Raw genomic sequence first — 12,478 nt, forward strand, 5'->3', positions numbered from 1 at the left:
GGCGTATTCGTACCAAATCCATCGACATCTGCATCTACATAGGTCAACAGCGCATCATTGCAATCCGTATTATTTAACACCCCACCACATGCGACTAAAGTTGTCGAACCAAAGCCGTCACCATCAAGATCCGCATAGCGCAATTGGTTGTCGTTGCAATCGGTGTTATTCAATACGCCGCCACAAGCTACAAACGTTGTGGATCCAAATCCATCGCCATCGTTATCGGCATAGCGTAATTGGTTGTCATTACAATCGGTGTTGTTTAATACACCGCCACACGCTACCAAAGTTGTGGATCCAAAACCGTCAGCATCATTATCAGCATAACGCAATTGGTTATCATTACAGTCTAAATTATTGGTTACAAATCCAACAGGAGCTAAGCATGTCGTTTGTGCCACAGAAGGATTTCCAAACCCATCTCCATCAGCATCTTGGTAATAGGTTGCACTTGGAGTAATAGTCAACACACCACTATTGTTAGTGGTACCGTTCCACGTTCCGCCTCCGCCAGCATTGAAACCGCCGTAGAAAAAGGCACAACCGTTGATTTGGTATCGGAAGGCATAATAATAGGTTCCAGGTGCTAAAGCTGCACCAAATGTAGCACGATATTCATCGTTATTATTACCCAATCCTGCTTGTCCAAAATAAGGAGCTGCAATCCAATTCGTCCACGTATTTGGATTGCTATTAGTCGAACTGTACCCTACTTCGGCTACAATTCCCGATCCTGCTCCAGCAGCTTCAGTGAGTCCTGACACAAATATTTGACCAAACGTATCAAAATTACTGCCTTCGCAAATGGTTACACTGCCTGGGAATTGCAAATTCACAAACCCTGGGGTTGGCGCAATTGAATACGAGTAGTTACTTCCTCCATTATTCCCCAACCGTAAGGTTATCAAATCGTGATCGGAAACATTGGTTGCCGCAACGGTTGTTGTGTAAGCGTAATAAAAAATAGTCCCCGATACGTTATCTGTCCCCGGAATGGTAGCCGATGCAGTAGACCAAGTTGTTCCCGTCCCTGTTGCTTCCACTACTTTGGAGGAAGTAAAATTAGAAGTGCTACTGTAGCGAATAAAAACCCGCTCCTGGGGCGATTTTGTTCCCGCCAACGTTACGTTTATCGTCACTGAAGCCCCCGAACAAACGACTCCAGGATTACTCACCGCTGTTGAAGCCGTTGGGTGAAAAGACTGGGGCGCATTGTTAGTTTCCATAATTACCCCTTGGCGGTTGGAATAAGAAAGTTCGCGAATTTGTAAGGTATAATGCCGTCCTGAGGTGGGTACTGTTGAAAACACACCATCCGGCCCATTAAAACTTCCGCCACCCCAATTTAAAGTAAAAACTTGATTGTACGGTGTGGCAGTATTCGACCATTTATTGGCATACCCATCCCATTGTACTAAATAGTAATTAGTGGTGGTAGTGGCTTGTGTAGTGTTGGATAAAATTCCACTTACTGGACTATTATTTGTTAGCACTACATTACCCATCCCAAAACGATCCCATGCATAACCCCCAGGTTGTGCAAGGAGCAGCTTGGTCATTAAAAGCATGATAAAACATGCCCATTCTCTTTTCAAGCGTAATTCTTTTTTCATAAAAACATTGATTTATAGAGTATTTTTTTTCAGTAATTTAAAATTACAATTTTAGCTAGGGTAAAAAAATGTACATGGCAACCGAAAACGTTTTCGTGTTGATAAATTCCAATTTTTTTATGTGTTTATCTTACATAACCACTTTTAGTTCTTACAAAAAAATGAAAAAAATTGCGCTTATTCATGTGCTCTTTTAGCAGTCTACAGTTAATATAAATCAGAGTAGAGAAAAAGAAAAAAGAAGCAAGAGGAAAGACTTACATTCATTAGTAGAAATTAATTACTGACGGCTAAAAATACATCCAGGGTGGCTTCGTAGTTATTCCTTGTAAAAAATCGAGAAAACATCGTGCTCCAAATCCTAAAGTAATTAAAATTTTAAAACCTGACTGGGCTTTTGGGTATTGAGCTGGTGTAAAATACAAAACGCGAATATCCTATTTTATTGTGAATACGGTACTGTAAATACCCATTTTAACACCATAAAAAAACCCGGAGGTAATCCGGGTTTTGTATCGTTTCGTAAAATTATTTCAATACTTTGAGCGACTCCGTAGCATACGTATTGGTAGGGTCCAAGGCTAAGGTTTTGTTTAACAACTCTTTGGCTTTGGCTTTGTCGCTGTTGGCGTAAAAGGAAGCCATGTTGTTGTAGGCTTCGGTTACCTTCGCTTTGTTTTTTGTGATTTCCTCAGGCCCTTTTGCAGCTAAGGCATCCAGGTATTTTTGATACGCCTCCGTCATGATATCGTCTTTGGTCATCACGCTATTGATGCGCGCTTTGTACAAATACGCTTCAGGATATTCGGGTTTGGCAGCAATCACATTGTCCATCGCTTTGTCGGCATTGATCAACGCGGACAGGTCAATCGATTTGACATCTTTCCCACGATTTACCGTATGCACACACAATCCATAGTAGATATTGTCTTCAAAGAAATTTTTGGAGGTCGTATTTAAAATAGCCGCTTCAAATACACCGGCAGCTACTCCGTACAACTTTTGTCCAAAATAGGCTTTCCCGATTTCGTTCAAACCGTTGGCCAAATTCATATCCATTTCTATCGCTTTCTTCAAATGGGCCACCCCTTGGGCTAACAATGTAGCATCTACCGTTTTACCATCGGCAGCAATGGACTTTTTCACTTGAGCTAAGCCTAAGAAATAATAGTCTCCACCGATAATTTTGATTGCTTTACCTAGGAACTCCGTCAAGGCATTGATCGCTTCATCAGTATTGCCGTTTTCGTAGGCAGCATAGCCTAGGTAACGAAGAATACGTGGATTTACTTTATCCATTTTCTTCATCTCTAGCGCCTCTTTTTCCAATTCTTTGTACTCTTTAGCCAAGATCAAAAAGTCGGCATGACGCATACGGGAAGACAACGAGTAGTCGGTAAGACTCATGTATTTTTCGTAGTTGGTTAATGCTTTGGCAATGTTTTCCTTGTAGGTCGCTGGTTTGTTGCTCGCCCATAAATAATAGGTTTCTGCCAATTCGCGGTATACGGGACCATAGTTAGGATCGATGCTCACCACTTCGTCGTAGGCTTTCACCGCTTCGACATAAGCTTTGGCTCCTTTTAAAAGAACACCCAACTGCATTTTGGCACGAATCAAATTTTTGTCCGTGTTGTAAGCATCGCGATACGCTGAATACGCATCATTTTGATTTTTCAATCCATAATACGCATCCCCCATGGCCAATTTCACATAGGCATCGTTGGGATTAGCCAATTTAGCTTTTTCCAACACGGCAAGTGCGGCTTGATAATCGGGTTTGTCGGCATTCATATAAGCTTGCGCCACATAAATGTATTCTTCGACTTCTTTTTTGCGCATCCCTTGCGTAGCTATGTCAAATTTTGCTTTGGCTGCGGCCACATTTCCAGCTTCAAGATCCAACTGACCTAAACCGATGTTGTTGAATTTACCTCCTTCAGCGGCGGTTAATCCTTTATCAAACGCAATTTTGGCGGAGTCTTCCACACTCTGTTTAAGGTAAACGTTTCCTAAAAGGAAAGCGGCTTTACCGTCGGTGGGTTTGGTCTTTATAATGGACTTTAAAATCGATTTTGCCTTATCATATTGTTCAGCATCAATAGCTTTCTTGGCCTGATCTAAGTCCTGCGCTTGAGTGATGGCAGTGGCAGCGAGAAAGGCTACGCTGAAAAATTTAATCGTGCTCATTGTTCTTTGTATTTAAATTTTTGTTTTTTCAATTTGTTTTCGGGTGACGATCTTGCGACCGGGTTCCCGTATGGGGGCAATCCCTGATTTTAATACGATGCGTTGACCTTTGTCGCCAGCGATGAAGGAGGCAAATCCGATGCCGAGACCTTCATACCCTTGACAATTGATGATGTACAAAACACGTGCCAAAGGATAGGCATTCGTTCCCAGGGCTTCTTGCGAGGGATAGGCAATTGAACCGTTGGCTTGTTGCACCCCTAATATTTTTACTTTTTCGACCCAAGGTTGTAAGGTAGCATTGGGTTGAAATAGCCAATTGCTTCCCACTAAACCAACCATTCCCTCATGCTCGGCTACATATTGAATCACTGCTTGGGTATTATTTTGCGAATATACGCCTTCGGAAGGCAATTGCGTTATACCGGCTTTCTCCATCATATACCGTACAGTTCCCGAATTGGGATTGTCAAAAACGAGGCCTTTCAGCGTTTTATTTTTTCCTTGTAAAAATCCGAGGAGCGTTTCCAAATTCACTACCGTATCTAGGGTTTTGACATTCCCAATCAAAGCCACACCATCGAGCGCAAACGGTGTCGTTCGGGGCACAATGCGTTGTGCTTTGAGAAATTGGGTTTCGTTGGCGTTTAGTTTTCGGGAGAGAATGGCTATGCCTGATTTGGCTTCCGATAACTTTTTGATCACGGAAACTTCTGATGAGGGTTCCAAGGTGAGCGAGGCTTCATAAGTGGTTTGAAACACCAACTGTTGGTCTTCAACAATAGGCAACAACGACTCGTCAACCCATAGGGTGGCTTTCCCACGGAGAATGGTGTCTTTTTGGTTTTCGGAGGAATTGGGCTTACAAGAAATGAAAAACCCCAACGTTCCGAAAAACGCCACCATTACATACGGTAAGATTGCATAAACTCTTTTCATGACTCCTCAGTCGGTTCGGACGAATTAAAAAAACGCAGGAAACGGAAGAAGGCGTACACGATAAGTAGTCCTCCAAACATCAAGCGGTAGTTATCGTCCATGTTTAAAGGAATCTTCTTCCAGAAGATGATCATTAACCCTAATGTTAAATAAATCAAAAAAAACAAGATTCCCATAAATAGAAGAAATCGCTCTTTAAGCGATTTCTTCTTGTATTGCATTACCCATTTCGAAAGCATGCTTATTCTTCTGGGGTTTCAATTTTAATTGGAATTTGGTACGAACAACGAACGCGTTTTCCATTTTGTTCCGCGGGTGTCCACTTCGGACTCTTACGCAACACACGCTCGGCTTCTTTCCCTGTTCCGTAACCGATATCGCGTAATACTTTGATGTCGGTAAGCGATCCGTCTTTCTCCACGACGAAAGAAACAAACACTTGTCCTTTTAATCCTGGCTCATCGGGCGCTTGGTAATTGTTTTTGATGAAGTTGTAAAACTTGGCAATTCCTCCCGGGAATTCAGGTTTTACTTCAATCCCCGCCGAGTTGTAGATGTTGTTATCTTCTTCAACCACCTCTTGCTGTACAGGACCATTTCCTGGGGGTTCAACACGCAATTCCGCATTCGGATCCCCTTTGAGATCCTCTTTCCCTAAGTTTTTATCCTTAATTTCTTCAATCTTTGGGGGTTCCTCAGTTACTTCTTCTGTTTTGGCCACTACCGGCTTCACAAATTTCACTTGATCCACTTTTGGAGGTGGAGGTGGCGGTGGCGGTAAGTTTTCCTTCGGTTTTTCCTCTTTGGGCGGCAATTTCGCCATGGTGATTTTAGTGTCGATGGTTGCCGAATCGTCCTCGGTTGCTGAACTAATAAACTCAGCAATCTTGGGCGTTGCTACAGCAATCGAAAAAATCACCGCTCCGATGAAAAAAGCCCGTAAGTTGGTATTTCCGTCTTTAAGTCGTAATTCATAAGCACCATAACTCTTGTTACGTCCTTCGAAAACGATATCCAACCATTGTCTTTTTAATAAGTCAAGTTTCATACGTTATACTTTTGTACTACAAGAGTGGTTATTTTTTATTCAATTTATCAGCCAACGCTTTTTCTTCCGGAGAAAAATCGTTTACAATCGCATAGGTGGGTACCGAGCAAATCGCCATCTCATCCAAGATATCGACCAAGTTACGGTAGGTAGACTCTTTGGTTGGTTTGATAATCACAATCAACCCTTTGTCTTTGTTTCCTGTTACTTGCGGCACCGACTCAACACGCTTTAAGATTTCCTTACGGATACCTTCTCTTCCATGAGTAGTTTCGGTAGGCTTTCCTCCCGCTTCAGGAGATTCTAATAACCCGTGAAACCATTCAATTTTGTTGTCATCCCCCAAAATGATGGTCATGGTGCGACGTTGGTCAACTTTAATATCTTTCTCTTTGGTTTTGTCCTCTTCTTTATCGGGCAATCCCAAATCCATCGCCTGTGGTTTTGACAAGGTGGTCGTCAACATAAAGAAAGTAATCAAAAGGAACGCCAAGTCCACCATAGCCGTTAAGTCTACTTTGGAGTTTTGTTTCTTACTGCGTACCTTACCACTCCCTTTTTTGCCGCCACCGTCGTTGGTATTTAATTCAGCCATTTCTTATGTATTGGGATTAATAGTTTTTACCACGAAGACCCGTAACCAGATTAAAACTGTTTACTTTTTGTTTCTGAAGTTCGTCCATCACTTGTTTAATGCGAGGATATTGCTCTTCTGCGTCGCCTTTAATTGCAAAATTCAATTGCTCGTTTTGCACATCGATGTTTGCTTGGCGTGACGTATAAATCCAGTCTCTCAACTGATTATTCTCATTGTTCTTAATCGTATCGTGAGGAATACCCGGTTGTACCCCTTGTTTGTTACGATCCGATCCTTTCATAGCGATCAATTGTTTCAATCCTTCGATCGGAACACCAAATTCATCAATCAAGCTGAATTCTTGGATTTCCTTCTCTGTAAATTGAATACCATATTTAGCGCCCATTAACTCGAGGGTTTTTTTGCGAACTTCTTTCCCTTTGATTCCGTAAAACACTTTGTCTTTTCCACCAATGGTAATGATGGCTAAGTTTTCTTCCGGTAACTTGGATTGTACCGTTGAATTAGGTGTTTCTACTTGAAGCGGTTCCGGGTTTTTAGCGGTAGCCGTAAGGATAAAGAATGTAAGCAAAAGGAACGCCACGTCACACATCGCCGTCATATCAATCGACGCTGCTTTTTTGGACATTTTTACTTTTGCCATAATATCTCTTTTACTTTATTATAGGTTACCCTAAATTATTTCAAGCTTCCTTTCATTTTACGGTACTGGTTTACGATAGCAGTACCTGCCTCATCGATAGAATACGTTAACGTATCGATTTTAGACGTAAACAAGTTGTACGTTACAATAGAAAGTGCCGAAGTAGAAATCCCTGTTGCCGTGTTGATCAATGCTTCAGAGATACCGTTTGCTAACATCGCTTGGTCAGGAGTACCTGCTGTTGCTAATGCCGCGAACGCTTTGATCATCCCTGTTACAGTTCCTAAAAGACCTGCTAAGGTTCCTAACGATACTAAAGTTGATAAGATGGTCATGTTTTTCTCTAACATTGGCATCTCTAAAGACGTAGCTTCTTCGATTTCTTTGTGGATCATCTCAGCCGCTTCTTCGCTTGAGAAACCTTCTTTTTTCACATCTTGGTATTTCACCAAAGCTGCACGAATTGCATTGGCTACAGACCCTTGTTGTTTGTCACAAGCAGCGATAGCATCATCAATATTACCTTGTGCGATGCTCGATTGAACTACACGCAAATACGCGTCTAAGTTTCCTTTTCCAGCTGCTTTTGTGATCACGAAGTAACGCTCAAAAGAGAATACAATCACCATCAACAACAACCCCATCAATACGGGTACGATAGGTCCCCCTTTGTAAACCATGGCTAAGTAGTTTCCGGGTAGTGGATGCCCTTCATTGGTTCCCCCTTCGAAGTTAGATCCCGCACCCATGATGAACTGCCATACAATCCATCCCACGAAAATACATAATACAATTACAATTGCGGAGAAATAGTTACCTCCATTTGACCCTTTAGCGTTTTTTGCGTTTGCCATTTTTTTAAAAATTTTTAGTTTTTAATAATTTATAAGCTATTAGTTGTAAATAAACTTGAATTGGAGCAAATTTAATTTTTTACTTCAAAAAAAAAAAACTTTTTTGGGCTTTTATAACATTCTACCAAATCGAGACAAAGAACCCTATAAACTTAAATAAATAGATGATTTTGCTAAGGATTTGATAATAATTGCTTTAATTTTTTTATTCGTAACATTCGCTTAACATTGTAAAAACGTTGAATTACTACTCTTTAGTATTTAAAAGAGGGAGAAAATGGAATTTAGGTTGGAAAAAATGCGAAAAATTCATCGATTTGCTTCTTTTCATGCATAAAAAAAAGGGTATCTTAGCCTAACACTAAATTATTTGCACTATGCCTTCAAAATCAGGTTTTTTAGAGACGATACAAAAGGGCTACACCTTTTCGGGAGCGCAACTTGTTCTCGGAGCCGCACAATGGGAAGGGACCGTCTTTCCAAAGCTCCAGTGGCTCTTGCGTTAAAAACCATGGATCGTCACGTACTCATTGCGGAAGCCACCGGTACAGGAAAAACCAAAACGATTCAAGTTTTTATTCGTGGTGTTTTTGGGGTTTTAATGAAATGTTCAAATAAATGCGCGTGGTTTTTGTGCTATTTTCGTTGCTGTTTTTCAAAAATGAGAGTTTGCGCTAGAATCATTTAGTAGGCTTTACCTTTTTGATTTTAGCCATTTATTTCATTTTTAAAAAGTAAAAAGGGTTATGAAAAAACCATTCAACTACTGCTCGATTTCTTTCTATGTACTCCTGTTATGGGGTTGCTTGCTACCACCGCTTTGGGGACAGTCACTTACGAAACGTGTTTTATTTTTAGGAAATAGTTACACCAACAATTTACCCGGATTGATTGCCAGTGCGGCCCAATCGACTAATGATGTTTTGATTCATGATAGTCACACCCCGGGAGGCTTTCGATTGTCAGACCATGCGAGCAATGCAACCTCGTTGACAAAAATTGCCCAAGGCACTTGGGATTTCGTAGTGTTACAAGAACAAAGTCAGCTTCCCTCCTTTCCTATCAACCAAGTCAATGCGCTGGTATTTCCGTATGCAGAAGATTTAAACACCTTAATTACCTCCCAAAATCCGTGTGCAGAAACCGTATTTTATATGACCTGGGGGCGACAAAACGGAGACAGTCAAAACTGTGCGGCAAATTCCCCCGTGTGCACCTATGTGGGTATGGACGATTTGTTGCGGGAGCGTTATATGACTATGGCGACAAATGAAACGGCTATCGTTTCGCCTGTGGGAGCGGTGTGGCGTTATCTTCGCACGAATCATCCCAACCTAAACTTGTATAGTGCCGACGGGAGTCACCCTTCACTGTTGGGTTCGTATGCTACGGCCTGCACCTTTTACACTACACTTTTTCGAAAAGACCCCACGCTTATCAGTTTTGAATCGACTCTTTCGCCTACCGACGCGCAGCTGATTAAACTGGTGGTAAAAACGGTAGTCTACAATCAGTTTTCCACCTGGTTTATTGGAACTTATGACCCAATGGCTGCTTTTACCTTTACGAATCCAACGGGAACAGGTGTTCAGTTTTTCAATCAATCGACGGGTGCAGCGAGTTATTTATGGGATTTTGGGGATGGCACGACCGCAACAACAGCAGTACCTACGCACACCTATGCGCAAAATGGAATATACACAGTCACCTTGACGGTAACGCATTGTGGAGTCACTGCTGTTACACAACAAGTCATTAATACGTTGGTTTTGCATCTCTCTCCCCAGCACCCGTTGCAAACTGAGGTGAATGTGAGTCCGAATCCCGTTACGACCACCTTAGCCCTTCAAAGTAATGCATTGATTGAACACCTAAAAGTCTATGACGCGTCGGGACGATTGGTTCAAGTTTTCAGTGGAAACCTGACTTCGGTCGATTGTTCGTCTTGGGCACCGGGTATCTATTGGCTCTCGGTGGCCACCGTGAACGGAAATTACACCTAAAAATTATCAAGTTATGAAAAAGTATCAGATTCAAACCACCCCTTTTGTGGTTCCCACTACCGATGGCAAGTTAATCGAAGAACATCACGGCCGTGTAGCGACGCAAAACGAGGCCATTTCGATTGCCCATATGATTGCACCGCCGCATTGGAGCGAACCTTTTCAGACGCCCGAATTTGAAGAATACACCTATGTTATCTCGGGAAAAAAACAATTTATCATCGAGGGAGAAACGGTAATTTTGTCTGCGGGTCAATCCATTCGTATTGCAGCAAACACTCGGGTTCAATATTCCAACCCGTTTGATGAACCCTGTGAATATATTTCGGTTTGTCGACCTGCTTTTGATTTTACCAAAGTGCATCGCGAGGAGTAAGGGCGTGTTTTGCGCGAGGGGTGGCAACGGAAATCCTTGGCGTAGGTACGGAGCCAAGATTGCAGTGAACGACCCGACCCCGACAGGGATTTTGTGTAATAGCTAAAAACAGAATTCGGGGGCGCGCCCAAAAAACTATTGCTTTTGCTGTAGTAGCGCAATGATTTTGGCTTCTACTTCGGGACTATTCCAAATTTCTTCAATGTTGGGCAATTGCATCACCTCTTCCATAATGGCATTTTGGTAATCGCCTATGGCCAGGGCTTCGGCATAGGGTTGCAAACTAAAGGTCACGCGACTGTAGAGGGGCATCCACTTGTCGGGATGTTTGTCGGAGAACCATTTTTCGATTTTTTTCTGCAATAAAAACTGGGCGTCGGCGGTTTTGGCGCTCATTTCCTCAAAGTTTCTTCGAGAGAGTTCGGCGATAGCATCGGCATTGGGTTTGCGGGACTTTTCATAGGCTCTAAAAATCGCATTCCAATCGTTGCCGTATTGCTCGATCATTTGGTTGAGGAGCGTAATATCTTCAAAACCGGCATTCATCCCGTGACCGTAAAAAGGAACAATAGCGTGGGCAGAGTCGCCAATCAACGCCACTTTATCTTCGAATGTCCACGGATAACACTTCATGATGGCCAAATAACTCGTAGGATTTTTAAAGAAATCGCTTACCAAATCGGGAATGACGGCGGCGGTATCGGGGAAATATTCGGCAAAGAAATTGACTAATGCCGTTTCATCTTTCAAGTGTTCGAAGGAGTTTTCGCCTTCAAACGGCATAAAAAGCGTACAGGTGAAACTTCCATCGAGGTTGGCCAAGGCCATGAGCATGAAATGACCGCGGGGCCAGATGTGTAAGGAATTTTTGTCAATTTTATGAGACCCGTCGGGATTGGCGGGAATATGAAGTTCTTTGTAGCCGATTTTCATGAACTCTTGGGAGTAATCGAACATACTCTGGCGTTGCATACGGTGGCGAATACGCGAAAAAGCACCATCAGCGCCGAAAACTTTATCGTATTTTAAATCGGTCCAAGCTCCTTTTTCGGTGGGTCCCATGTGTAAGGTTGCTTCGGCCAGCGTCACATCCCAAATACGGTGTTCAAAGAAAAATTCAACTCCCGCTTCTTCGGCTAAATCAATCATTTTTCGGTTGAGTACGCCACGGGATAAAGAGAAAATGGCCTCGCCTTCTTTACCGTAGTATTGGTAGTTTGTTTGTCCGTCTTTAAGGTGAATCGCGCGTTTGTCCACGGGAATTCCAATACTGCGAATGGCATCGTCCAAGCCAATATCTGCCAACGTCTTCCAACCGCGATCGGACATCACCAGATTGATGGAGCGTCCAGAGAATTCAACCGTACGAATGTCGGCACTACGGTCGAAAACGTGTACAGTATGGCCTTGCTTTTTTAAATAAATCGCTAGGAGTGTCCCGACTAATCCGGAACCCACCACGGCAATTCGTTGTGGCGTTTGCATGGTATGGGTAAAAATGTTAGACAAAAATACTTAATAATATCCGAACGTTACCGTAACAGAAGCGCAAAAATAAAGCAAAACTTAAAATTTGTTTAAACTTATTAATATTTAATTAAACAAATTTATCTTTGAAGAAAAAAGTAATGAAAGTCTTTACCGCTTCGGACCTTGCCGTCTTATCAAAAGTAGAACGTTTAAACCTCGTCAACAGTTGCACTGGATACAAATCGGCCAACTTGATTGGCACCCTTTCGCCGGAGGGGCATGAGAATGTGGCGGTATTTTCGAGCATCACGCATTTGGGAAGTGACCCCGCGATGTTAGGATTTATCATACGTCCCACTTCGGTGCCGCGGCATACTTATCAAAACATTAAAGCTACTGGATTGTTTACCGTAAATCATATTACGGTGGTTCAAATGGAAGCGGCGCATCAAACCTCGGCGGCCTATGATTATGGGGTTTCGGAGTTTGACATGACGGGATTGACGCCAACGTATCGCGAGGGCATTGCGGTGCCTTTTGTATCGGGATCGCCAGTGCAATTGCTTTGCCGCTATTTGAATGAATATCCGATCCATGAAAACAACACTATCCATGTCATTGCGACGATTGAAGCCATTTATGTTGAGGACAATTTAGTCACGCGCGACGGATGGTTGCAACTGGAGCGCGGAGATGTCGTGGCGATCAATGGTTTGGATGGCTATGCACGTCCCATCCTAC

General features: G+C 42.6%; 12 protein-coding genes and 1 pseudogene. 4 read left to right on the forward strand and 9 right to left on the reverse strand.

The annotated features are described in order from the left end of the window. The 8 genes and pseudogenes from ABWO12_RS10850 to ABWO12_RS10885 form a co-directional block, all read right to left on the reverse strand. Positions 1-1,616 (reverse strand): annotated as a pseudogene (locus tag ABWO12_RS10850) (hypothetical protein); the annotation flags it as partial. 528 nt (positions 1,617-2,144) lie between these two features. After that, positions 2,145-3,806, reverse strand: a complete 1,662-nt coding sequence (locus ABWO12_RS10855) for a tetratricopeptide repeat protein (RefSeq protein WP_353088942.1) — start codon at positions 3,804-3,806, stop codon at positions 2,145-2,147. A 12-nt stretch (positions 3,807-3,818) separates the two neighbouring features. Then, a complete protein-coding gene (locus tag ABWO12_RS10860; RefSeq protein ID WP_353088943.1) occupies positions 3,819-4,745 on the reverse strand; it encodes a PstS family phosphate ABC transporter substrate-binding protein in 927 nt (308 codons plus the stop codon). After that, entirely contained in the window at positions 4,742-4,984 is a 243-nt protein-coding gene (locus ABWO12_RS10865) for a hypothetical protein (RefSeq protein ID WP_073361436.1), read from the reverse strand. Before ABWO12_RS10865 ends, ABWO12_RS10860 begins: the two co-directional genes overlap by 4 nt. Before the next feature lie 2 nt (positions 4,985-4,986). After that, a complete protein-coding gene (locus tag ABWO12_RS10870; protein ID WP_353088945.1) occupies positions 4,987-5,793 on the reverse strand; it encodes an energy transducer TonB in 807 nt (268 codons plus the stop codon). 28 nt (positions 5,794-5,821) lie between these two features. After that, positions 5,822-6,388 (reverse strand): ExbD/TolR family protein, encoded by a 567-nt coding sequence (locus ABWO12_RS10875; RefSeq protein ID WP_353088947.1) that lies wholly within the window; start codon positions 6,386-6,388, stop codon positions 5,822-5,824. A gap of 16 nt (positions 6,389-6,404) precedes the next feature. Then, entirely contained in the window at positions 6,405-7,034 is a 630-nt protein-coding gene (locus ABWO12_RS10880; protein WP_353088949.1) for an ExbD/TolR family protein, read from the reverse strand. Positions 7,035-7,069: 35 nt separating this feature from the next. Then, the gene (locus ABWO12_RS10885; RefSeq protein WP_287785623.1) at positions 7,070-7,888 is read right to left on the reverse strand and encodes a MotA/TolQ/ExbB proton channel family protein; all 819 of its coding nucleotides are present in this window, start codon (positions 7,886-7,888) and stop codon (positions 7,070-7,072) included. A 460-nt stretch (positions 7,889-8,348) separates the two neighbouring features. Between ABWO12_RS10885 and ABWO12_RS10890 the strand changes: the two genes are divergently transcribed. From ABWO12_RS10890 to ABWO12_RS10900, 3 genes are read left to right on the forward strand one after another with little or no spacing between them, the layout of a single operon-like run. Continuing rightward, complete coding sequence (locus tag ABWO12_RS10890; RefSeq protein WP_502902933.1) at positions 8,349-8,576, forward strand: helicase HerA-like domain-containing protein; 228 nt, start codon at positions 8,349-8,351, stop codon at positions 8,574-8,576. 58 nt (positions 8,577-8,634) lie between these two features. Further along, positions 8,635-9,891, forward strand: coding sequence for a PKD domain-containing protein (locus ABWO12_RS10895; RefSeq protein ID WP_353088951.1), 1,257 nt, complete (start codon positions 8,635-8,637; stop codon positions 9,889-9,891). Positions 9,892-9,904: 13 nt separating this feature from the next. After that, positions 9,905-10,267 (forward strand): cupin domain-containing protein, encoded by a 363-nt coding sequence (locus ABWO12_RS10900; protein ID WP_353088953.1) that lies wholly within the window; start codon positions 9,905-9,907, stop codon positions 10,265-10,267. A 135-nt stretch (positions 10,268-10,402) separates the two neighbouring features. On the opposite strand, the gene ABWO12_RS10905 is transcribed toward ABWO12_RS10900, so the two are convergent. After that, on the reverse strand, positions 10,403-11,752 hold the full coding sequence (locus ABWO12_RS10905; protein WP_353088958.1) for an FAD-dependent oxidoreductase: 1,350 nt from the start codon (positions 11,750-11,752) through the stop codon (positions 10,403-10,405). 128 nt (positions 11,753-11,880) lie between these two features. Between ABWO12_RS10905 and ABWO12_RS10910 the strand changes: the two genes are divergently transcribed. After that, positions 11,881-12,478 (forward strand): flavin reductase family protein (locus ABWO12_RS10910; RefSeq protein ID WP_353088955.1); only part of this gene is annotated, 598 nt, incomplete at its 3' end.

Source organism: Flavobacterium sp. (assembly GCF_040379285.1).
Taxonomy (GTDB): Bacteria; Bacteroidota; Bacteroidia; order Flavobacteriales; family Flavobacteriaceae; genus Flavobacterium.